The sequence below is a fragment of the Teichococcus oryzae genome, assembly GCF_008386565.1.
Taxonomy (GTDB): domain Bacteria; phylum Pseudomonadota; class Alphaproteobacteria; order Acetobacterales; family Acetobacteraceae; genus Pseudoroseomonas; species Pseudoroseomonas oryzae.
Window position 1 is genome coordinate 52,461 of record NZ_VUKA01000003.1, and the last position, 21,819, is coordinate 74,279.

General features: G+C 69.6%; 18 protein-coding genes. 12 read left to right on the top strand and 6 right to left on the bottom strand.

Annotated features, from left to right (window positions below; translation table 11 throughout):
- Positions 1–5: 5 nt before the first annotated feature.
- Positions 6–734, bottom strand: a complete 729-nt coding sequence (locus F0Q34_RS08980) for a GntR family transcriptional regulator (protein ID WP_149811874.1) — start codon at positions 732–734, stop codon at positions 6–8.
- A gap of 109 nt (positions 735–843) precedes the next feature.
- Between F0Q34_RS08980 and F0Q34_RS08985 the strand changes: the two genes are divergently transcribed.
- From F0Q34_RS08985 to F0Q34_RS08995, 3 genes are all read left to right on the top strand, one after another.
- Positions 844–1,593 carry an aspartate/glutamate racemase family protein gene (locus tag F0Q34_RS08985; protein WP_149811875.1) on the top strand — a complete coding sequence of 250 codons (750 nt, stop codon included), beginning with the start codon at positions 844–846 and terminating at the stop codon, positions 1,591–1,593.
- Between the two features lie 18 nt (positions 1,594–1,611).
- On the top strand, positions 1,612–2,583 hold the full coding sequence (locus tag F0Q34_RS08990) for a D-2-hydroxyacid dehydrogenase (RefSeq protein WP_149811876.1): 972 nt from the start codon (positions 1,612–1,614) through the stop codon (positions 2,581–2,583).
- A 74-nt stretch (positions 2,584–2,657) separates the two neighbouring features.
- The gene (locus F0Q34_RS08995; protein ID WP_149811877.1) at positions 2,658–3,488 is read left to right on the top strand and encodes a tellurite resistance TerB family protein; all 831 of its coding nucleotides are present in this window, start codon (positions 2,658–2,660) and stop codon (positions 3,486–3,488) included.
- Between the two features lie 46 nt (positions 3,489–3,534).
- Here the strand turns inward: F0Q34_RS08995 and pdxA are convergent, their stop codons facing one another.
- The 3 genes from pdxA to F0Q34_RS09010 form a co-directional block, all read right to left on the bottom strand.
- A complete protein-coding gene (pdxA, locus tag F0Q34_RS09000; RefSeq protein ID WP_149811878.1) occupies positions 3,535–4,572 on the bottom strand; it encodes a 4-hydroxythreonine-4-phosphate dehydrogenase PdxA in 1,038 nt (345 codons plus the stop codon).
- Positions 4,569–5,876 carry a four-carbon acid sugar kinase family protein gene (locus F0Q34_RS09005; protein ID WP_149811879.1) on the bottom strand — a complete coding sequence of 436 codons (1,308 nt, stop codon included), beginning with the start codon at positions 5,874–5,876 and terminating at the stop codon, positions 4,569–4,571. Before F0Q34_RS09005 ends, pdxA begins: the two co-directional genes overlap by 4 nt.
- Before the next feature lie 121 nt (positions 5,877–5,997).
- Complete coding sequence (locus F0Q34_RS09010) at positions 5,998–7,581, bottom strand: aldehyde dehydrogenase (NADP(+)) (RefSeq protein WP_149811880.1); 1,584 nt, start codon at positions 7,579–7,581, stop codon at positions 5,998–6,000.
- Between the two features lie 372 nt (positions 7,582–7,953).
- On the opposite strand from F0Q34_RS09010, the gene F0Q34_RS09015 reads away from it, so the two are divergent.
- The 9 genes from F0Q34_RS09015 (at position 7,954) to glpK (ending at position 20,166) form a co-directional block, all read left to right on the top strand.
- Entirely contained in the window at positions 7,954–10,842 is a 2,889-nt protein-coding gene (locus tag F0Q34_RS09015) for a ribonucleoside-diphosphate reductase subunit alpha (protein WP_149811881.1), read from the top strand.
- Between the two features lie 10 nt (positions 10,843–10,852).
- Positions 10,853–11,986, top strand: a complete 1,134-nt coding sequence (locus tag F0Q34_RS09020; RefSeq protein WP_277755272.1) for a ribonucleotide-diphosphate reductase subunit beta — start codon at positions 10,853–10,855, stop codon at positions 11,984–11,986.
- 556 nt (positions 11,987–12,542) lie between these two features.
- Complete coding sequence (locus F0Q34_RS09025; protein ID WP_149811882.1) at positions 12,543–13,625, top strand: ABC transporter ATP-binding protein; 1,083 nt, start codon at positions 12,543–12,545, stop codon at positions 13,623–13,625.
- Positions 13,625–14,713, top strand: a complete 1,089-nt coding sequence (locus F0Q34_RS09030) for an ABC transporter ATP-binding protein (protein WP_149811883.1) — start codon at positions 13,625–13,627, stop codon at positions 14,711–14,713. Before F0Q34_RS09025 ends, F0Q34_RS09030 begins: the two co-directional genes overlap by 1 nt.
- Entirely contained in the window at positions 14,710–15,618 is a 909-nt protein-coding gene (locus F0Q34_RS09035) for a carbohydrate ABC transporter permease (RefSeq protein ID WP_149811884.1), read from the top strand. The genes F0Q34_RS09030 and F0Q34_RS09035 overlap by 4 nt, the downstream gene beginning before the upstream one ends.
- Entirely contained in the window at positions 15,615–16,496 is an 882-nt protein-coding gene (locus tag F0Q34_RS09040) for a carbohydrate ABC transporter permease (protein WP_149811885.1), read from the top strand. The genes F0Q34_RS09035 and F0Q34_RS09040 overlap by 4 nt, the downstream gene beginning before the upstream one ends.
- Before the next feature lie 4 nt (positions 16,497–16,500).
- Entirely contained in the window at positions 16,501–16,782 is a 282-nt protein-coding gene (locus F0Q34_RS09045; protein WP_149811886.1) for a DUF2160 domain-containing protein, read from the top strand.
- A 53-nt stretch (positions 16,783–16,835) separates the two neighbouring features.
- Positions 16,836–18,608: an ABC transporter substrate-binding protein gene (locus tag F0Q34_RS09050; protein ID WP_456316240.1), complete on the top strand. Its 1,773-nt coding sequence runs from the start codon at positions 16,836–16,838 to the stop codon at positions 18,606–18,608.
- A 58-nt stretch (positions 18,609–18,666) separates the two neighbouring features.
- The gene (gene glpK, locus F0Q34_RS09055; protein WP_149811888.1) at positions 18,667–20,166 is read left to right on the top strand and encodes a glycerol kinase GlpK; all 1,500 of its coding nucleotides are present in this window, start codon (positions 18,667–18,669) and stop codon (positions 20,164–20,166) included.
- Between the two features lie 22 nt (positions 20,167–20,188).
- On the opposite strand, the gene F0Q34_RS09060 is transcribed toward glpK, so the two are convergent.
- Positions 20,189–21,121, bottom strand: a complete 933-nt coding sequence (locus F0Q34_RS09060; RefSeq protein WP_241665404.1) for an alpha/beta fold hydrolase — start codon at positions 21,119–21,121, stop codon at positions 20,189–20,191.
- A gap of 28 nt (positions 21,122–21,149) precedes the next feature.
- Entirely contained in the window at positions 21,150–21,776 is a 627-nt protein-coding gene (locus F0Q34_RS09065) for a LysE family translocator (protein ID WP_149811889.1), read from the bottom strand.
- Positions 21,777–21,819: the final 43 nt, after the last annotated feature.

Here is a 21,819-nt window from a genome sequence, read left to right on the forward strand (position 1 = left end):
GAATGTCAGGCGGCGTCGCCCAGGATGCGGGCGGCCAGGGTGTTGCCGGTGTAGATCTCGGCGAAGCCGGCGCGGATCATCTCGGTGATCCGGTCCAGGCGCCGGGCGATATGCGCCTGCATCAGCGCCGCCGCCGCTTCGGCGTCGCGGGCGCGCAGCATTTCCACCATCGCCATGTGCTCATCCGTCCAATGCTCGCCGCGCCCCTTGTCGAGGTCGATCCAGCGGATGAAGCGCATGCGCTCGTTCAGGGAGCGGAGGGAGCGCAGCATCTCGGCATTGTCGGCCAGCGCCACCAGCCGGGTGTGGAAGGCCTCGTCCGCGGTCAGCTGGGCGAAGGCATCCTGCGCCGCCATCTCCCGCGTCCGCTGCGCCAGCCCGGCCAGGCCGCACAGCGCCTCATCCGTGGCGCGGGCGGCCGCCAGGCGCAGCGCGCCGATTTCCAGCATGGCGCGGTATTCGTAAAAGGTCAGCACCCGCTTGGGATCGAGCGGCAGCACGGAATAGCCGCGATTGGCCGTGGCCTCCAGGAAGCCCTCCGCGGCCAGCCGGTTCAGCGCCTCGCGCAAGGGCGTGCGGCTGACGCCGAGCTGGCGCGCCAGCTCCACCTCGTTGATCCGCTCCGACGGGCGCAGGCGATAAGAGATCGCCATCGCCTTGATCCGGGCGTAGACGCGGTCGGCGGAACGCAGCGGCGCGTCGCCGGAAACAGGATGGGCATCGGCATCGGTCATTGTGTCACCACGGTAGATACAAAACTGTATACAGGTCAACGCACAGACTTGACGCCCCTTCGCAAGCACCGCCAGACTGCCGCCGATCCCTACCAGCAGGCCTTTTTCCATGACCACGCTTCCCCTGCCCGCCGCGCGCCGCGGCATCGCCCGCGGCGGCAAGGCCGTTTATGGCGCTCCTCTTGGCATCCTGATGCTGGAAGCCCGCTTCCCGCGCATCCTGGGCGACATGGGCAATGGCGCCACCTGGCCGTTCCCCGTGCTGTTCCGCGTGGTGCGCGGCGCCAGCCCGGAGCGGGTGGTGCTGAACGGCGCCAACGGCCTGCTGCAGGACTTCCTGGACGCGGCGGAGGATCTGGTCCGCCTCGGCGCTGAGGCCATCACCACCAATTGCGGCTTCCTGTCGCTGTTCCAGCGCGAGATCGCGGCGCATGTCGGGGTGCCGGTGGCCACCTCCTCGCTGATGCAGGTGCCCTGGGTGCAGGCGATGCTGCCGCCCGGCAAGCGGGTCGGGCTGATCACCGTCAGCAGCGCCACGCTGACGCCGCGCCACCTGGAAGCCGCCGGCGTGCCGCAGGACATCCCCGTGGTGGGCACGGAAAACGGCCAGGAATTCTTTCGCGTGCTGATCAAGGCGGAAAAGGACGACATGGATGTCGACCTGGCCGAGCAGGACATCCTCGCCGCCGGGCGCGAGCTGGTGGCGAAGCATCCGGAGGTCGGCGCCATCGTGCTGGAATGCACCAACATGCCGCCCTACGCGGCGGCGCTGCAGCGGGCGCTGGGCCTGCCAGTCTATGACATCTATTCTATGATCAGCTATTTCCACGCCGGCATCCGCCCGCGCGACTTCGCCTGACCCCGGGGAGGCCATCCCATGGCCAAGACCTGGAAGGGCGACGCGCCCGTGCTCTGCCTCGCCCATGGCGCCTATGACCTCGGCGCCGCGCTGCGCGCCCAGGGCTGGAGCGGCCCGGCCAAGGTCTACGGCAGCAAGGCCGAGATGATGGCCAACCTTGCCGATGTCGAGGCGCTGGTGATCTCCGGCTTCTGGACCGACGACATCCTCGACCACGCGCCGAATCTGAAGCTGGTGCAGTCGATCAGCGCCGGCACCGAGCGCTATGGCCTGGAAGCGCTGAAGGCGCGCGGCGTGCATCTGTGCAGCGGCCAGGGCGTCAATGTGAACGCCGTGTCCGACCATGCCATGGCGCTGCTGCTCAGCCTGACCCGCCGCGTCAACGAGGCGGTGCTGAACCAGCGGAAGCATGAATGGCGCGGCATGATCTCCAATCCCGCCGAGCGCGAGGCGGAGCTGGAAGGCTCCACCATGGTGATCCTGGGCCTCGGCGGCATCGGCGGGCGCCTGGCGCGGCTGGCCAGGGCGTTCGGCATGCGAGTGATCGGGCTGAAGCGCAACCGCGCCGGCGCCAATCCGGACGGCATCGAGCTGCGCGGGCCGGAGGAGTTGAAGGCCCTGGCCACCGAGGCCGACGTGCTGGCGCTGACCTGCCCACTGACGCCGGAAACGCGCGGCATCGTCTCGGCCGAGGTGCTGCGGGCGATGAAGCCTTCCGCCTTGCTGATCAACGTGGCGCGCGGCCCGGTGGTCGATGAGGCGGCGCTGGCCGAGGCGCTGCGTGCGGGCCAGATCCGGGGCGCCGGGCTCGACACCTTCGTGGAGGAGCCGCTGGACCCCGCCTCCCCGCTCTGGGACGCGCCGAACACCATTATCACGCCGCATTCGGCGGGCGAGACGCAGTTCTATGAGCGCAACGTCATCCGCCTGCTGATGCAGAACCTGGCGGCGCTGGAGAATGGCACGAAGCTGGTGAACCAGGTCGTCTGAGCGGCCGCTTTCCCGGAAAAGATGAACCGGCCGCAATCTTGCGGCCAGCGGGCCGCCACCCGATCTGTTGCGGCATGATCGACGCAAAGGCTCTGCTCAACCAGTTCCTCGGTGCCGCGGGGGCGCCCGGCCAGGCACGGCAGCCTCCGCAGGGCCAGGGTGTCTCGCCCTGGACCCATCCTGGGGCAGCCACGCCCCCCACCCCGCCCGAGTTCTGGAGCGGCGGCAACATGAGCGGACTGGCCGAGGCTGCCCGTCAGGTGCTGGGCCAGGGCGCCGGTCAGAAGAAGAACAAGGGCGGCATCGGCGGATTGGCCAGCGCCGCGGCGGCGGGCGGGCTGATGTCCGTGCTGATGGGCAAGAAGGGCAAGAAGCGCGGCGGCGGGATGCTCAGCCATGGCGGCGCGGCGCTGCTCGGGGCGCTGGCGGACCGCGCCTTCCAGAACTGGCAGGCGGGGCGGCAGCCGGCCTCGGCGCCGGCGGCGACAGCGAGCGACGCCCGGCAGGTGGATGCGCGCTTCCTGCCGGAAGCCCGGCCCGCGGCGGGCGGCGAGCCTTTCGAGCTGGCGCTGATCCGCGCCATGATCGGCGCCGCGCGCGCCGATGGCCATATCGACGCCGAGGAGCGGCGCCGGATCTTCGCCCAGGTGGAGGAAGCCGGGCTGGACGCCGAGGCCAAGGCCTTTGTTTTCGACACGCTGGATGCGCCGATCGGCGTCAGCGAGGTGGCGGCGGCCGCCACCACGGCGGAACAGGCGGCGGAGCTTTACCTCGTGTCCCGCCTGGCGATGGACCCCGATGATCCGGCCGAGCGCGCCTATCTGCAGGCCCTGGCGCACCGGCTGAAGCTGGCGCCGGATCTGGTGGCTCATCTCGACCGGCAGGCCGACGCCACCGCCGGCTGAGGCGGCGGGCGCCCGCCAGGGCCGCGCCTGACGGACTTGCAGGCCGTCAGCCGCGCCGGGGCGCCAGCTCCACCGCCTGCTTCAGCGCCTCCAGTAGGCTGCCATCATCGGCGATGCCCTTGCCTGCGATGTCGAAGGCGGTGCCGTGATCGACGGAGGTGCGCACCACCGGCAGGCCAATGGTGATGTTCACCCCGGCCTCCAGCCCCATCACCTTGACCGGGCCGTGCCCCTGGTCGTGATACATCGCCACCACCAGGTCGAAATCCCCGCGGGTGGCGCGGAAGAACAGCGTGTCGGCGGGCAGCGGGCCTTCCACCGCCCAGCCCTGCTCCCGGCACTTCGCCACGGCGGGGATGATCTTCTCCTCCTCCTCGCCATGGCCGAACAGCCCGTTCTCCCCCGCATGCGGGTTGATGCCGCAGACGCCGATGCGCGGATCGGCGATGCCGGCCTTCACCAGCGTCGCCCGCCCGCGCTCGATGACGCGGAAAACAAGGCCCGGCTCGATCTTCCGGATGGCATCGACCAGGCCAATATGGGTGGTGACGTGGATGACGCGCAGCTTCGGCGCCACCAGCATCATCGACACTTCCGGCGTGTTGGTCAGCGTCGCCAGCAATTCGGTGTGGCCGGGATATTTGTGGCCGGCGGCGTGCAGCGCCTCCTTCGACAGCGGCGCGGTGCAGATGGCGTCTGCCTCCCCCGCCTCGACCAGCCGCGTCGCGCGCTCGATGTAGCGGAAGGCGGCCTCGCCCGAGAGCGGCAGCACCTTGCCGAAGGGATGGCCGGGCGGGATCAGGCCCAGATCGACCACATCCACCGTGCCGCAGGCGAAGCCGCCATCCGCCGGCTCCTCCACCGCCCGCACAGTGAGGCTGGCGCCGATCAGCCCCGCCACCTCCCGCAGCCGCCCGGCGTCGCCCACCACGAGTGGGCGGCAGATGGCATAAACCTCGGGGCGGGCCAGCGCCTTCAGGATGATCTCGGGGCCGATGCCGGACGCGTCGCCCATGGTGATGGCGATGACCGGCCAGGTCTCGGCCGGGCGTGCCTCGGGGCGGGCGGTGGGCGTCTGGGTCATGATGGGGCTCCGAGCAGGTGATGCAGCCGCGCCAGGCTGCGCAGGATGGTGGTGTTCCGGCCGAAGGCGCCCGCCTTGGTCATGACCGGCACCTGCAGCGCGCCAAGGGTGAGGCCCAGCGGCACGCCCGGCTCCACCTCCTCCAGCAGGTGGATGCCATGCACGCCGAGGCGGCTCAACAGCGCGCAGGCGGTTTCGCCGCCCGTGGCGAAAAGCCCGCCCATCCGGCTGGCGGCGGGGGCCAGCAGCAGGGCCAGCGCCTCGGCCAGCGCCGCGCCCTGGCGCAGTTCGGCGGCGGGGTCGGCGGCGATCTCCACCAGCGTGTCGCGTCCGGCGGCGATGGCGGCGGCGATCTCCCGCCCCAGCGGCCGCCAGCGCGGGTCGCCCTCCCCGGCGCGCAGAAGTTCGGCGGGGATGGCGAAGCGCGGCACGCCGGTTCCGGCCAGCGCCGCCGCCGCGGCGCGGGACGCCTCGGCCACCGAGCCCACGACCACCAGCACGCCGCCGGGGCGGCGCGGCAAGGCGGGCGGCGGCACACCGGTGGCAGCCGGCAGGGCGGCGGCCAGGGCGGCCGCGATGCCGCCCGAGCCGACCCAGAGGACGTTCTCCGCCAAAGGCAGGCTGGCCCGGGCCAGATTGTCGAGATCCGCCACCTCCACCGCGTCGCACACCAGCGCGTCGAGCCTTTCGGCATGGGCGGCATGCAGCGCGGCGGCCAGGGCCGAAGGCTGTTTCCGCACCCGTTCCAGCGGCAGGAGCCGCGCCTTCAGCCCCGCCGAGGCCAGCACCACCAACAGGTCGGCGCTGTCATAGCTGTGGTCGCGCGCCCAAAGGGCCGTGCTGTCCAGCCTTACGCCTTCCAGGTGCACATGGCCGCCTTCCGTGGTGCGGCCGGTGGCGGGAAAGGCCGGCGCGAGCAGGGCAAGCCGCCCCCGCCCCATCTCCCGCAGCGCGGCCAGGGTGGCGGCAAGCTCCGCCGCGGGCTGGCCCCGCAAGGTGGAATCAATCTTCTTGATCAGGGCCGGGTGGGCGCGGCCGGACAGGTGCCGGCGCAGCAGCGCGGCATGGCGGGCGGCGGCGGCTTCGGGCAACAGGCGACGGCTGTCGGCGTCGATGGCCAACACCGGGAAGGCCGCCATCGCGCCATCTCCTGCCGGCGCGGCGTGCCAGCCGACCGCCGCGCCCAGCCCGCGCCGCGCGAAGGCGATGGCGCAATCCGCCGCCCCCGTCAGGTCATCCGCCAGGATCAGCCATTCGGAGGGGAGAGGACCATCAGGCCGGTCCGGTCCGTGCTGCGCTGGCAAGGGTGTTCCGATCCTGGTTCGCGCCGCCGGAGGCCCGGGCCATGCCGGGCCGCCGGAACGGCAGCATGAAGAACCCGGCGGGTCGCCGCGCCGGGCATGGCTCCGGCTTCCGGGGCCGGGCTCAGTTCTGCCCGAGCACCCCGTCCTTGCGGCGCCACAGCTTCAGGGGGTTCTCGTCCCGCAGCGCCGGCGGCAGCAGCTCGGCCGGGAAGTCCTGATAGGCGACGGGACGCAGGAAGCGCTCGATCGCCAGGCTGCCCACCGAGGTGGTGCGGCTGTCGGAGGTGGAGGGATAGGGGCCGCCATGCACCATGGCATGGCCGACCTCGACCCCCGTGGGATAGCCATTGACCAGGATGCGGCCGACCCGGCGCTCCAGCACCGGCACCAGCTTCCGGGCCATCTCCAGATCCTCCGGCTCCATCTGGATGGTGGCGGTGAGCTGGCCTTCCAGCCCTTCCGCCAGCCGCAGCATGGTGGCCTCGTCCGGGCAGCGGATCACCAGGGAGGAGGAGCCGAACACTTCCTCCAGCAGCGCCTCGTCGGCGGCGAAATGCTCGGCGGTGGTGGAGAACAGGGCGGCGCGGCCCATATAGGGGCCGCCTTCCCCGGGAAGGCCTTCCGCCACGGTCTGCACCCGGTTGTTGGAGGACAGCTTCGCGACCCCCTCCGCATAGGCCTTGTGGATGCCGGGGGTCAGCATGGTCTGCGCCGCCGCGCCTTCCAGCGCCGCCTTGGCGGAGGCCAGGAAGCTGTCCAGCGCTTCGCCCTCGACGCCCATCACCAGGCCGGGATTGGTGCAGAACTGCCCCGCCCCCATGGTGAGCGAGCCGACAAAGCCCTTGCCGATCGCCTCCGCCCGCTTGCGCAGCGCGCCGGGCAGCAGGAAGACCGGGTTGATGCTGCTCATCTCGGCATAAACCGGGATCGGTTCGGGGCGGTTCTGCGCGATCTTCATCAGCGCCGTGCCGCCGGCGCGGGAGCCGGTGAAGCCCACCGCCTTGATGCGGGGATCGGCCACCAGCGCCGAGCCCACCTTGGCGCCGGAGCCGAACAGCATGGAGAACACGCCTTCCGGCAGGCCGCATTTCTTCACCGCGGCCTGGATGGCGCGGCCCACCAGTTCCGAGGTGCCGGGATGCGCCGAATGCGCCTTGACGATCACCGGGCAGCCGGCCGCCAGGGCCGAGGCCGTGTCGCCGCCGCCCACCGAGAAGGCCAGCGGGAAGTTGGAGGCGCCGAACACCACGACGGGGCCCACCGCCACGTGGCGCTGGCGGATGTCGGAGCGCGGCAGCGGCTTGCGCTCCGGCTGCGCCGGGTCGATGCGGGCGTCCAGATAGCCGCCATCGCGCACCACCTGGGCGAACATGCGGAACTGGCCCACGGTGCGGCCACGCTCGCCCTCGATGCGGCCGCGCGGCAGGCCGCTTTCGGCACAGGCGCGCTCGATCAGCTCGTCGCCGATGTCGAGGATGCCCTGGGCGCAGGCTTCCAGAAACGCCGCGCGGTCCTCGGGCCCGGTTTCGCGATAGGTGTCAAAGGCCGCGGCCGCCAGGGCGCAGGCGCGCTCGACCTCCGCCGCGCCGCCGCCGCCATAGCCCGGCTGCAGGGTTTCGCCGGTGGCGGGATTGATGCCGTGCACGGGCGAATCGCCGCCCCGCACCGCGCTGCCGCCGATCAGCATCTCGCCTGTCAGGGTCATCGCCTTGTCTCCTCTTGCCGGCTGGGCGCGGCGCCCGGCCCTTTTGCGGGGAGGTAAGCGGGGTTTGGCGCCGGGGCGCAACCCCGCATCCTTGAAACATCTGACCATCGTATGAATTTTTTGGCTGAGCCAGCCGACGCACGAGGCTATGAGCACACCAAATAGCAACTTCCGGCCCGAGCACGCTGTTTCCGTGGGATAATCCAGACTTACCCACAAACACCACATCTAGTTATCCACTGTCATTTTAACGCTATATATTGACCGCCGCGTATTGACCGTTGCGATCCGCTTTAGGCATCTTGCCGGCGCGCCCGGCACCTCGACTCGCCCTGCGCGCCGCATCACCACGAAGCCGGAGAATCCCGTCCCATGACCACTTTGCCGATGCCCGAGGAGGCCCTGCGCGACCATTCCGGGCGTGACCAGCGTGCCGCGCCGCCGGAGCAGCGGCAGATCCAGGTCATCCGTCGCGACGGCCGCCCCACCCCGTTCGACGCCGGCAAGATCACCATCGCCCTGACCAAGGCATTCCTGGCGGTGGAAGGCCGTTCCGTCGCCGCCTCCCAGCGCATCCACGAGATCGCCGATGAGCTGACGCAGCAGGTGGTGGAAGGGCTGACGCGCTTTTCCGGCCCCAGCCTGACGCTGCATATCGAGGACATCCAGGACCGGGTGGAGCTGGCGCTGATGCGCGGCGGCCATCACAAGGTCGCCCGCGCCTATGTGCTGTACCGCGAGGAGCGCGCGAAGGAGCGCGCGGCGCACGCCGCCGCCAAGCCGGCCGAGCCGGCGCTGCAGATGCGCGACGCCGACGGCACGCTGCGCCCGCTGGACCGCGCCGCGCTGGCGCGGGTGGTGCGGGAAGCCTGCGAGGGCCTGGCCGATGTTTCGCCCGAGCCGGTCCTGACGGAAACCGCCCGCAACCTTTACGATGGGATCAGCACCGCCGAGCTGGCGCAGGCGCCGATCCTGGCCGCCCGCACCCTGATCGAGCAGGAGCCGAACTATTCCGAGGTCAGCGCGCGGCTGCTGCTGGCCGAGCTGCGGCGCGAGGCGCTGGCACATGTGGAAGGCAGCGCGCCCGCGCATTCCGTGACCCAGGCGGAGATGGCGGAACGCTACCCCGCCTATTTCGCCGCCTTCGTGGCGCGCGGCATCGAGGCCGGCATGCTGAACCCGGAGCTGGCGCAGTTCGACCTCGCCCGGCTCGGCGCCGCGCTGAAGCCGGAACGCGACCTCCAGTTCCAGTATCTCGGCTTCCAGACGCTGTATGACCGCTACCTGCTGCAACAGGACGGCGTGCGCTACGAGATGCCGCAGGCGCTGTTCATGCGTATCGCCATGGGCCTGGCCCTGCGCGAGATCGACCGCGAGGCGCGGGCGATCGAGTTCTACGAGCTGCTGTCCTCCTTCGATTTCATGTGCTCGACGCCCACGCTGTTCAACAGCGGCACGCGGCATTCGCAGCTCTCCTCCTGCTTCCTGACCAGCGTGCCGGACGACCTGGAGGGCATCTTTAATGCCATCCGCGACAACGCCATGCTGTCCAAGTTCTCGGGCGGCATCGGCAACAGCTGGACGCGGGTGCGCGGCCTGGGCGCCCACATCAAGGGCACCAATGGCCAGTCGCAGGGGCTGGTGCCGTTCCTGAAGGTGGCCAACGACACCGCCATCGCGGTGAACCAGGGCGGCAAGCGCAAGGGTGCGGTCTGCGCCTATCTGGAAAGCTGGCACATCGACATCGAGGAGTTCCTCGACCTCCGCAAGAACACGGGCGACGACCGCCGCCGCACGCATGACATGAACACGGCCAACTGGGTGCCGGACCTGTTCATGCAGCGGGTCGAGGCGAATGGCGACTGGACGCTGTTCTCCCCGGACGAGGTGCCGGACCTGCACGACCTCTATGGCAAGCCCTTCGAGGCCGCCTATCTCCGCTACGAGGCGCTGGCCGCCGCCGGCGAGATCAAGGTCCACAAGCGGGTGCGCGCCGTGGACCTGTGGCGCCGCATGCTGACCATGCTGTTCGAGACCGGCCATCCCTGGATGACCTTCAAGGACCCGTGCAACCTGCGCTCGCCGCAGCGCCATGCCGGGGTGGTGCATTCCTCGAACCTGTGCACCGAGATCACGCTGAACACCTCGGATGACGAAGTGGCGGTATGCAACCTCGGCTCCATCAATCTCGGCCGGCATGTCACCGGGAAGGGCCTCGACCGGGAGCGCCTGCAGCGCACCATCCGCACCGCCATGCGGATGCTGGACAACGTCATCGACGTCAATTTCTACACCATCCCGCAGGCGCGGCGCTCCAACCTGAAGCACCGGCCGATCGGCATGGGCCTGATGGGCTTCCAGGACGCGCTGCACGCGCTGCGCATCCCCTTCGCCTCGGAGGAAGCGGTGCGCTTCGCCGATGAAAGCATGGAAGTGATCTCCTACCACGCCATCGAGGCGTCGGTGGAGCTGGCGGCGGAGCGCGGCGCCTATGCCTCCTTCCCTGGCTCGCTGTGGAGCCAGGGCGTGCTGCCGGTCGACAGCATCGAATACGTCGCCGAGGCGCGCGGCAACCTCGACCTCGACCGCTCGCAGACGCTGGACTGGGGCGCGCTGCGCGAACGGGTGAAGACCGTCGGCATGCGCAACTCCAACACCATGGCGATTGCGCCCACGGCCACGATCTCCAACATCGTCGGTGCCACGCAGTCGATCGAGCCGACCTTCCGCAACCTCTACGTGAAGGCCAACATGTCGGGCGACTTCACCGTGGTGAACCCCTACCTGGTGCGCGACCTGAAGGCACGCGGGCTGTGGGACGAGGCCATGGTGAGCGACCTCAAATATTACGACGGCAGCCTCGGCGCCATCGACCGCGTGCCGGAGGACCTGAAGGCGCTCTACGCCACCGCCTTCGAGATCGAGCCGCAATGGCTGGTCGAGGCTGCGGCGCGGCGGCAGAAATGGATCGACCAGGCGCAGTCGCTGAACCTGTACCTGGCCAATCCGAATGGCCGCAAGCTGGACGCGATCTACCGTCTGGCCTGGCAGCGCGGGCTGAAGACCACCTATTACCTGCGCACCCAGAGCGCCACGCATGTGGAGAAGTCCACGCTGAAGAAGTCGGACGGCAAGCTGAACGCGGTGCAGGTGCAGGCCCCCGCCCCCGTGGCGCAGGCCGTGCCGGTGCCGCCCCCCGCCCCCGCCGCCACGCCGCAATTCTGCTCGATCGACGATCCCGGCTGCGAAGCCTGCCAGTGAAGCACTCGACGTGAAGCACACGACCATGGAGAACACGATGTTGGACTGGAACGAGGGCAAGGCGGCGGATGCCCCGGCGCTGCCGGCCGGTGACGCCACCGGCCTCGGGCAGATCGACCATGGCGCCGCGCGCATCTCGGTTGACGACAAGGCGATGATCAATTGCCGCGCCGACGTGAACCAGCTGCTGCCGCTGAAGTATCGCTGGGCGTGGGAAAAGTACCTGGCGGGCTGCAACAACCACTGGATGCCGACCGAGGTGTCCATGCAGGCCGACATCGCGCTGTGGAAGTCGCGCGACGGGCTGACGGAGGAGGAGCGCCACGCCGTCAAGCGCAACCTGGGCTTCTTCGCAACCAGCGAATCCCTGGTCGCCAACAACATCGTGCTGGCCGTCTACCGCCACCTGACCAATCCCGAATGCCGCCAGTACCTGCTGCGCCAGGCCTTCGAGGAAGCGGTGCATACCCACACCTTCCAGTACATCGTGGAAAGCCTCGGCCTTGATGAGGGCGAGCTGTTCAACATGTACCGCGAGGTGCCGTCCATCACCGACAAGGCGGAATGGGCGCTGAAATACACGCAGAACCTGTCCGATCCCGCTTTCGGCACCGGCACGCCCGAGAAGGACCGCGCCTTCCTGCGCGACCTCATCGCCTTCTATGTCGTGTTTGAGGGGATGTGGTTCTACACCGGCTTCGCGCAGATCCTGTCGCTCGGCCGGCGCGGCAAGATGGTGGGCATCGCCGAGCAGTACCAGTACATCCTGCGCGACGAGAGCATCCACCTGAACTTCGGCATCGACGTGATCAACCAGATCCGCGCGGAGAATCCCGGCCTGTGGACGGCCGAGTTCGCCGAGGAAGTGCGCACCATGCTGCACGAGGCCTGCGAGCTGGAAGTGGCCTATGGCCGCGACACCATGCCGCGCGGCTTCCTGGGCCTGAATGCCGGACTGTGCGAGCAGTACATGCACTTCATCACCAACCGCCGCTGCGCCCAGCTAGGGCTGGAGCCGGTGTTCCCGCCCAGCGACAACCCCTTCCCCTGGATGTCCGAGGTGATGGACCTGAAGAAGGAAAAGAACTTCTTCGAGACACGCGTCATCGAATACCAGAATGGCGGCGCGCTGAGCTGGGAATAAGGCGCGGCGCCCGCTTCCCGATCCGGCGGCGCACCGCGCCGCCGGCTGACTTCCCCCTGGGCGGCCGGCACATCGTCCCGCCCGCCATGACGCCTTTCCTTTCCGGGCTTTTCCGCCCCACCCGCCTCGCCGGGGCCTGTCAGGTTGCGCGGCCAGGGATCTTCCCGCTATTGGCGGAGGACTGAACGGCCAAGGCTCCGTCAGGACGCGGCGAACCCCGGCCTTCCCCTCGCCCTGATTGACGCCATTCCGGTGGCGGAGGCCGCGCCACATTGCCCCGATGCCGGTTTTCGCCGGCGCAATTCCGTTCCGGATGCGGTTTGGAGTTACGCCGGCCGCCGCCCGCCCTATGATGATGGCGCGGGCACGGCCCCGGCGCCGAACCGCGATGACGTCCCGATGCTGGACCAGCCGGAACGGGGGAGGCGCCATTGTTGTCGGTCATTGGCGGCAGGATCACCATCGTCCGGCGGCTGGCCCGGCCTGCCCTGGCACGGGACGCCCCGCCTGATCCAGGCCTCTGCCAGAGCCTGGCCGTGGCCGGGAGGGCCGCGGGATGAGCGTGGCGCTCCATGGCATCGCCGCCTCGGCCAATGGCGGAACAACGCTGCATCCGGTGACGCTGGAGCTTCATCCGGGCCGGCCCCATGTGCTGCTGGGCCCCACCGGCGCCGGAAAGACCACCCTGCTGCGGCTGCTGGCGGGGCTGGACCGGCCTAGCGCCGGCCGGCTGCTTGCCGAAGGACAGGACGTGACGGGCCTGCCGCCACGGCGGCGCAGCGTCGCCATGGTGTACCAGCAATTCATCAACTACCCGACGCTGACGGTGTTCGAGAACATCGCCTCGCCCTTGCGCGTCGCCCGCCTGCCGCGTGCCGAGATCGAGGGCCGGGTGCGGGAAGCGGCGCGGCTGCTGCGGCTGGAGCCGTATCTGGCCCGGCGGCCGTTGGAACTGTCTGGCGGCCAGCAGCAGCGCACCGCCATCGCCCGCGCCTTGGTGAAGCGCGCGGCGCTGGTGCTGATGGACGAGCCCCTGGCCAATCTGGACTACAAGCTGCGCGAGGAACTGCGGGAAGAACTGCCCCGCCTGTTCGCCGGCACCGGCAGCGTTTTCGTCTACGCCACCACCGAGCCGGCCGAGGCATTGCTGCTGGGCGGGCAGGTGGCAACGCTTTCGCAAGGCCGCCTGACGCAATCCGGCCCGGCCGGGGCGGTGTTCCGCCGCCCGGTGGATCTCGCCACGGCGCGGGTGTTTTCCGACCCGCCGCTGAACGAGGCGCCGGCGGAGCTTCGCGGCGGCGTGCTGCATCTGGGCGGAGAGATCACCCTGCCCGCGCCGCCCGGCGCACCGCAATCCGGGCGTTGCACCCTGGGCATCCGCGCCCATGAGATCTCCCTCGATCCCCTTCCGGGCGCGGTGGCCCTGCCGGCGAAGGTGCGGCTGGCCGAGGTGACCGGCTCCGAAAGCTATGTGCATCTGGATGTGATGGGCGATCTCCGCTGGGTGGCGCTGGTGCCCGGCGTGCGGCGGCCGGAGCCGGGCAGCAGCGCCATGGTTCACTTCGACCCGCGCCGCGTGCTGCTGTTCGGCGCCGATGGCCGGCTGGCGGCGGTGGCCGAGTTGGCGGAGGCTGCCTGATGGCCCGCATCGCCTTCGAGGCCCTTGGCCACCGCTATGCCGGCGCCACGCTCCCGGCGCTGAAGCCGATGGACATGGTGTGGGAGCATGCCGGCGCCTATGCGCTGCTCGGCCCGTCCGGCTGCGGCAAGACGACCTTGCTCAACATCGTCTCCGGCCTGCTGCGCCCGAGCGAGGGGCGGGTGCTGTTCGATGGCGCCGATGTCACCGCCCTGCCGACCGAGCGGCGCAACGTGGCGCAGGTGTTCCAGTTCCCGGTGGTCTACGACACCATGACGGTGCGGGAGAACCTGGCCTTTCCGCTGCGCAACCGCGGCGTGCCCGCCGCCGCGGCGCGGACACGGGTGGAGCGGGTGGCGGCGCTGCTCGGGCTGACTGCACGGCTGGACCGGCGCGCCCGCAATCTCGGCGCCGACGAGAAGCAGAAGATCTCGCTGGGCCGCGGGCTGGTGCGCGATGACGTGGCCGCCATCCTGTTCGATGAGCCGCTGACCGTGATCGACCCGCATCTGAAATGGGAGCTGCGGTCACGGCTGAAGGAACTGCACCGGCAGGTGCCCACCACCATGATCTACGTCACCCACGACCAGACCGAGGCGCTGACCTTCGCCGATCGTGTCGTGGTGATGTTGGATGGCGAGGTGGTGCAGATCGGCACGCCTGAGGCGTTGTTCGAGCATCCGGCGCATCGCTTCGTCGGCCATTTCATCGGCAGCCCGGGCATGAACTTCCTGCCCTGCGCCATCAGCGGGCGGGAGGCGGTGCTGCCCGGCGGCCAGCGCGTGGCCCTGCCGCGCGCCTATGGCCCGCTGGCCGGCACGGTGGAGCTCGGCATCCGCCCCGAATTCGCGACCATGGTGGCGGAAGGTGGCCTCGCCGCGCGGCTTCGGCGCGTGGAGGATCTTGGCCGCCGCCGCATCGCCCGGCTGGAGCTGGATGGCGTGCCGGTCGCCGCGACCCTGCCCGAGGGAATGCCGGTGCCGGCCGAGCCGCGCCTCGCCTTCGACCCGGCGCGGCTGCATGTCTATGCCGACGGGCGGCTGGCTCGCGGGGAAGCAGCACGGGATGCGCGGGAGGCAGGGCCATGAGCAAGCCGCGCAACGAGCGGGCCTGGCTGCTGGTGCTGCCGGTGGTGGTCCTGGTTGCCTTCTCGGCGCTGATCCCGGTGATGACCGTGGTCAACTACTCGCTGCAGGACACGTTCGGGAACAACGAATTCTTCTGGAACGGCGTCGGCTGGTTCCGCGAGCTGCTGGACCCTTCCACGGATCTCGGCGGCCGCTTCCTGGATGCGCTGTGGCGGACCTTGCTGTTCAGCGCGCTCTGCCTGCTGATCGAGATCCCGCTTGGCATCGGCGTCGCCCTGACGCTGCCGCGGCGGGGCTGGGGCGTCGCGGCGTCGCTGGTGGTGCTGGCGCTGCCGCTGCTGATCCCGTGGAACGTGGTGGGCACCATCTGGCAGGTTTTCGGGCGGCGCGACATCGGGCTGCTGGGCGCCGCGCTGAACGGCATGGGGCTGTCATACAACTACGCGCAGAACCCGCTGGACGCCTGGTTCACCGTGGTGCTGATGGATGTGTGGCACTGGACCTCGCTGGTGGTGCTGCTCTGCTATGCGGGGCTGCGCGCCATTCCCGACGCGTATTACCAGGCGGCGCGGGTCGATGGCGCCAATGGCTGGGCGGTGTTCCGCGCCATCCAGCTGCCCAAGCTGCAGCGCGTGCTGACCATCGCCATCCTGCTGCGCTTCATGGACAGCTTCATGATCTACACCGAGCCCTTCGTTGTCACCGGCGGCGGCCCGGGCAACGCCACCACCTTCCTGTCCATCGACCTGGTGAAGATCGCGCTGGGCCAGTTCGACCTCGGCAAGGCGGCGGCGATGTCGATCGTCTATAACCTGATCATCCTGACGGTGTGCTGGGTGTTCTTCGCCACCACCACGCGGGACCAGAACGACGCCGTCACGGATGCCGGGGGCAAAGGGCCATGAGCCAGGCGCAGCCCCGCACCGTGTCGGCGGCGCCCGCCCTGCCCGCGTCCTGGGCCCGGCCGCGCGGCGGCGCGCTGCGCGCCGCCCTGCCGCGCCTCGTGCTCGGCCTGTACCTGCTGTTCCTGCTGGTGCCGATCTACTGGCTGGTCAATATGAGCTTCAAGACCAACCTGGAAATCAGCTCGGCCATGACACTGTGGCCGCGCGAGCCGACGCTGGAGAACTACCGGCGCATCTTCACCGATGCTTCCTGGTATGGCGGCTACATCAACAGCCTGAAATACGTGTTGCTGAACACGCTGATCTCGCTCGCCGTGGCGCTGCCGGCGGCCTACGCCTTCAGCCGCTACCGCTTCCTGGGCGACCGTCACCTGTTCTTCTGGCTGTTGTCCAACCGCATGGCGCCGCCCGCCGTCTTCGCCCTGCCCTTCTTCCAGCTCTACGGCGCGGTCGGCCTGTTCGACACCCCCTGGGCGGTGGCGCTGGCGCATTGCGTGTTCAACGTGCCACTCGCCGTGTGGATCCTGGAAGGCTTCATGTCCGGCGTGCCTCGCGAGATCGACGAAACGGCGGCGATCGATGGCTGGTCCTTTCCTGCCTTCTTCATCCGGCTGTTCCTGCCGCTGGTGGCGGGCGGCGTCGGCGTCGCCGCCTTCTTCTGCTTCATGTTCTCCTGGGTGGAGCTTCTGCTGGCGCGCACCCTGACCACCGTCAACGCCAAGCCGATCGTCGCCACCATGACACGCACGGTTTCCGCCGCGGGCATGGATTGGGGGCTGCTGGCGGCGGCCGGCGTGCTGACCATCATCCCCGGCGCGGTGGTGATCTGGTTTGTCCGCAACCACATCGCGCGCGGCTTCGCGCTGGGGCGGGTGTAGCGCCATGGACCTGTCCTGGATGGCCTGGACCTGGCAATCGGCGCTGTTCTTCTCGGCGTTGTTCCTGGCACTGCTGGTGATGACGCTGCTGGCGATCCGCTTCCCGGAAACAGAGCGCATCGGCGTGCTGCGCCTGCCCACCACGCGCGGGGACCGGCTGTTCCTGACGCTGGTGGGCAGCGCCTTCATCCATCTCGGCTGGCTGGCCCTGGCGGGGGATGCGCCGCTGTGGGGCGCCAGCCTGCTGTCCCTGGCTTTCGGCGCGGCGATGTTCCGCTGGGCCTGAACCGGCCGCGCCCGCCGGCGTTCCGGGCGCCAAGCGTGTTGGAGGGAATGAACGTGAAAGACGTCGTCTTCGGCCGCCGTGACGTGTTGCTCGGCAGTGCCGCGCTTCTCGCCGCGCCTGCGCTTCTGCGCCCGGTACACAGCCTGGCGCAGGGCACCGATGCGGCGCGGCGCTGGGTGGAACAGGAATTCCAGCCTTCCACCCTGAGCCGCGACCAGCAGATGCAGGAAATGGAATGGTTCGCCCGCGCCGCGCAGCCCTGGCGCGGGCAGGAGATCAACGTGGTGTCGGAAACCATCACCACGCATGAATATGAGGCCCGCACCCTGGCCCGTGCCTTTTCCGAGATCACCGGCATCAATCTGCGGCACGACCTGTTGCAGGAAGGCGATGTGGTGGAGAAGATCCAGACCCAGATGCAGTCCGGGCGCAATGTTTATGATGCCTGGGTGAATGACAGCGACCTGATCGGCACGCATTTCCGCTACCAGCAGGCGGTGCCGCTGAGCGACTGGATGACCGGCGAAGGGCGCGACCAGACGCTGCCCAGCCTCGACATCGAGGATTTCATCGGCCGTTCCTTCGGCACCGGCCCGGACAACAAACTGTACCAGCTGCCGGACCAGCAATTCGCCAATCTTTACTGGTTCCGCTACGACTGGTTCACCCGCCCCGCCATCCGCGACGCCTTCAGGAAGCAGTTCAATTACGATCTGGGCGTGCCGGTGAACTGGTCCGCCTATGAGGACATTGCCGAGTTCTTCACCAACACGGTGAAGGAGATCGATGGGGTCAAGGTTTATGGCCACATGGATTACGGCAAGAAGGACCCGTCCCTGGGCTGGCGCTTCACCGATGCCTGGCTGTCCATGGCCGGCAATGGCGATCGCGGCATCCCCAATGGCAAGCCGGTGGATGAATGGGGCGTGCGCATGGAAGGCTGCCGCCCCACCGGCTCCTCGGTCGAGCGCGGCGGCGACACCAACGGCCCGGCCGCCGTGTATTCCGTGACCAAGTACGTCGAATGGCTGAAGAAATACGCGCCGCCGGAAGCCGCCGGCATGACCTTCTCGGAATCAGGGCCGGTGCCGGCGCAGGGCAACATCGCGCAGCAGATCTTCTGGTACACCGCCTTCACCGCCGACATGGTGAAGCCCGGCCTGCCAGTGGTGAACGCCGACAACACGCCGAAATGGCGCATGGCCCCCTCCCCGAAGGGATCTTACTGGAAGGAGGGCATGAAGCTCGGCTACCAGGATTGCGGCTCCTGGACGCTGCTGAAATCGACGCCGGTGGACCGCCGTCGCGCCGCCTGGCTTTACGCCCAGTTCTGCGTCGCCAAATCGACCAGCCTGAAGAAAAGCCATGTCGGCCTGACCTTCATCCGCGAAAGCGACATCTGGCACAGTTCCTTCAGCGAGCGGGCGCCGCTGCTGGGCGGGCTGATCGAGTTCTACCGCTCCCCCGCGCGGGTGCAGTGGACGCCGACGGGCAACAACATCCCCGATTATCCGCGTCTGGCGCAGCTCTGGTGGCAGAACATCGGCGATGCCTCCTCCGGCGCCAAGACGCCGCAGGCCGCCATGGATTCCCTGGCCGCGGCGCAGGACAGCGTGATGGAGCGCCTGCAGCGCGCCAATGTGCAGGGCGATTGCGGCCCGCGCCTCAATCCGCGCGGCAGCGCCGAGGAATGGTATGCGCGCGCCGAGAAGGACGGCAATATCGCCCCGCAGCGCAAGCTGGCGAATGAAAAGCCGCAGGGGGAAACAGTGGATTACGACACGCTGATCCGCTCCTGGCCGGCAACGCCGCCGAAGCGCGCCTGACCGCCGGGCGGGGACGGGCAAGCCGCCCCCGCCGCCTTTTCCGACAGGGGAGTGATGCATGCCGGCCAATGGCCATGTCCTGGCCCTCGACCAGGGTACCACATCGACCCGCGCCATTCTTTACCGCACGCCGGACCTCATGCCGGTGGCCTCGGCGCAACGGGAGTTTCCGCAGCATTTCCCCGCTTCCGGCTGGGTGGAGCATGAGGCGGAGGATCTTTGGGAAAGCTCCCTGGCCGTTATGCGGGAAGCGATGGCGAAAGCCGGCCTTGGTCCAGCCGACATCGCCGGCATCGGCATCGCCAACCAGCGGGAAACCGCGCTGGTATGGGACCGCCGCAGCGGCCAGCCGATCCATCGCGCCATTGTCTGGCAGGACCGCCGCACGGCGGAAACCTGCGCCGCGCTGCGCGAGGCCGGCCATGCCGGGCGCGTCGCGGCTGCCACCGGCCTGCTGATCGACCCCTATTTCTCCGCCACCAAGATCGCCTGGATGCTGGACGCGGTGCCCGGCGCGCGCGCGGCCGCCGAGCGCGGCGAGCTGGCCTTCGGCACGGTGGACAGCTTCCTGCTCTGGCGCCTGACGGAAGGGCGGGTTCACGCCACCGACGCTACCAACGCCGCGCGCACGCTGTTGTTCAACATCCATGGCGGCACCTGGGACAAGGAATTATGCGCCCTGTTCCGCGTGCCTTCCGCGATGCTGCCCGAGGTGCGCGACTGCGCCGCGGAATTCGGCGTCACCACGGCACTCGGCGGCCGCATTCCCGTGCTGGGCATCGCGGGGGACCAGCAGGCGGCAACACTGGGCCAGGCCTGCTTCCGGCCCGGCATGGTCAAGGCGACCTATGGCACGGGCTGCTTCGCCCTGCTGAACACCGGCGAAACGCCCGTCGTCTCCCGGCACCGGCTGCTGACCACTATCGCTTATCAATTCGGCGGGCGCCGCACCTATGCGCTGGAAGGCGCGATCTTTGTCGCGGGCGCCGCCGTGCAATGGTTGCGGGACGGGCTGCGGCTGATCCGCGATGCCTCGGAAACCGGGCAGCTGGCGGCGCAATCCGATCCGGCGGCGCGGCTCTACCTGGTGCCGGCTTTTGTTGGCCTTGGCGTGCCATACTGGGATGCCGCGGCACGCGGCGCCATCCACGGCCTGACGCGCGCCTCCGGGCCGGCGGATTTCGCGCGCGCCGCCCTGGAATGCGTGGGCTACCAGACCCGCGACCTGCTCAGCGCCATGCAGTCCGACATGGCCGCCGGCACGGAGGAGGCGGTGCTGCGCGTCGATGGCGGCATGGTGGCCTCGGACTGGACGATGCAGTTCCTGGCGGACATCCTGGGCGCGCCGGTGGACCGCCCTGTGCTGCAGGAAACCACCGCCCTGGGCGCCGCCTATCTGGCGGGATTGCAGGCGGGGCTGTGCCCCGACCCGGATGGCTTCGCGCGAAGCTGGCAGTTGCAGCGGCGCTTCCTCCCCGCCATGCCGGAGGCAACGCGCGAGGCCGCCTATTCCGGCTGGCAGCGCGCGGTGCGGCGGACCCTGTCGGACATCGCCTGAGCACCGGCCCGAAGGCGGCGCGCTAGATCCGGTTCAGGAACTCCCCGAATGCGGCGTTGAAGGCCTCCGGCCGCTCGAAATAAGGCGAATGGCCGGCATCGGGGATCTCCACATGCCGGGCATCCGGCATCCGTGCCGCCAGCAGCGGCGCCATGGGGGCGGGGAACACCACGTCCTCCGCGCCGGTGATCCACAGCGTCGGCAGGCGCAGGCCTTCGAGGTCGCTGGCGGGGCGGGTGCGCGCGGCGAACATGCGGCGGCGCAGCGCCTCCTTGTCCAGGCCGGCGCTCAACTCATCCACGGCGCGGTACAATAGGTGCAGCGCCGGCTGCTCCTCCGCCATGCGGGCGCCGGCCGCCGGATGCACGCCGCGCGCCGCGCCGGCCGCCTTCGCCGCCTCGGCGCGCGATGCCCATTCCGCCAGCAGGGCTTCCGCCTCCGGCCCGGCGCTGCGCGGATCGATGGGGCCGGACGTGGCCGACAGCACCAGCCCGCGCAGCCGGCCTGGATGGCGCAGGGCGAAGTCGATGCCCGTCCATCCTCCCATGGATTGCCCCACGAAAACCGGCGCCTCGATCCGCAGCGCATCCAGAAGGGCGGCGAGATCATCGGCATAGGCGGCCGGATCGGGCGCGGCCGCCGCCTCGGACGGAAAGAATCCACGATGGCTGAAGGTGATGCAGCAATGCCCCGTCGCGAAATGACCAACCTGCCGCCACCAGGACAGGTGGTTGCCGCCCAGCCCATGGCCGAACACCAGCGCCGGCCCCTCCCCCACCGCCTCGAAGTAAAGCCGGGCATCGGGCCGGTCCACGAAGCCGCGGCGCCGGGGCGCGCTGCCGCCGGGCAGCGCCAGGGGCTGGGTCGGGTATTCGGTCATGGCGGCGTCCTCGCAATGCGTGGGGCGCAGCTTGCGGCGCGGCGGGTGGTGTGTCGAGGGTGCGGACAGGGACATGCGGCAAGGCCGCCGCAGGCTGGTGCGGTCAGGGCGCCGCCCGCCGCCAGCCCATAGCGAGCACTCCCGCGCCCATCAGCAGCCCGCCCCCGGCGCGGTTCACCGCCCGCTGCAGGGAAGGCCGCCGCAAGCCGCGCCGGGCCGAGGCCGCCAGCAGCGCGTAAAGCCCTGCATTCAGCGCGGCCAGGGTGACAAAGGTCACCTCCATCACCGCGACCTGCGGCCAGAACGGCGCCCCCGCACTGATGAATTGCGGCACAAAGGCCACAAAGAAGACGATGCTCTTGGGGTTCAGCGCCGTCACGGCATAGGCATGGGCGAAGATGCGGCGCAGGCTGGCAGCTGGCGCCTGCGTGGACCTCGTATCCAGCACCGGCGCCCGCCAGAGCCGGATGCCGAGCCAGATCAGATAAGCGCCGCCGATCCAGCGCAAGGCGGTGAACAGCGTGGCCGAGGCCGCCAGCACGGCGCCCAGGCCGAGCATGGAGGCCGTCATCGCCGTTAGGTCACCCAACGCCACCCCGGCCACCATGGCGGCAGCGGGCCGCCGCCCATGACCCAGCGCATAGGACACCACCAGCAGCACGGTGGGTCCCGGAATGGCCAGCATCACCAGCGATGCGGCGGTGAAGGCCAGCCAGTTGTCGAACGGCATGGATCATCCCCCAACGGATCTTCCGCCGGGCCAGCAATCCATG

Excerpts from the sequence above, each read along its gene's own strand:
- F0Q34_RS09030 (WP_149811883.1), top strand. The coding sequence starts at position 13,625 with ATGGCCCGCATCGCCTTCGAGGCCCTTGGCCACCGCTATGCCGGCGCC.
- F0Q34_RS09025 (WP_149811882.1), top strand. The coding sequence starts at position 12,543 with ATGAGCGTGGCGCTCCATGGCATCGCCGCCTCGGCCAATGGCGGAACA.
- F0Q34_RS09065 (WP_149811889.1), bottom strand. The coding sequence starts at position 21,776 with ATGCCGTTCGACAACTGGCTGGCCTTCACCGCCGCATCGCTGGTGATG.
- F0Q34_RS09035 (WP_149811884.1), top strand. The coding sequence starts at position 14,710 with ATGAGCAAGCCGCGCAACGAGCGGGCCTGGCTGCTGGTGCTGCCGGTG.
- F0Q34_RS09060 (WP_241665404.1), bottom strand. The coding sequence starts at position 21,121 with ATGTCCCTGTCCGCACCCTCGACACACCACCCGCCGCGCCGCAAGCTG.
- glpK (WP_149811888.1), top strand. The coding sequence starts at position 18,667 with ATGCCGGCCAATGGCCATGTCCTGGCCCTCGACCAGGGTACCACATCG.
- F0Q34_RS08990 (WP_149811876.1), top strand. The coding sequence starts at position 1,612 with ATGGCCAAGACCTGGAAGGGCGACGCGCCCGTGCTCTGCCTCGCCCAT.
- F0Q34_RS08985 (WP_149811875.1), top strand. The coding sequence starts at position 844 with ATGACCACGCTTCCCCTGCCCGCCGCGCGCCGCGGCATCGCCCGCGGC.
- F0Q34_RS09010 (WP_149811880.1), bottom strand. The coding sequence starts at position 7,581 with ATGACCCTGACAGGCGAGATGCTGATCGGCGGCAGCGCGGTGCGGGGC.
- F0Q34_RS09045 (WP_149811886.1), top strand. The coding sequence starts at position 16,501 with ATGGACCTGTCCTGGATGGCCTGGACCTGGCAATCGGCGCTGTTCTTC.
- pdxA (WP_149811878.1), bottom strand. The coding sequence starts at position 4,572 with ATGACCCAGACGCCCACCGCCCGCCCCGAGGCACGCCCGGCCGAGACC.
- F0Q34_RS09040 (WP_149811885.1), top strand. The coding sequence starts at position 15,615 with ATGAGCCAGGCGCAGCCCCGCACCGTGTCGGCGGCGCCCGCCCTGCCC.
- F0Q34_RS09015 (WP_149811881.1), top strand. The coding sequence starts at position 7,954 with ATGACCACTTTGCCGATGCCCGAGGAGGCCCTGCGCGACCATTCCGGG.
- F0Q34_RS08980 (WP_149811874.1), bottom strand. The coding sequence starts at position 734 with ATGACCGATGCCGATGCCCATCCTGTTTCCGGCGACGCGCCGCTGCGT.
- F0Q34_RS08995 (WP_149811877.1), top strand. The coding sequence starts at position 2,658 with ATGATCGACGCAAAGGCTCTGCTCAACCAGTTCCTCGGTGCCGCGGGG.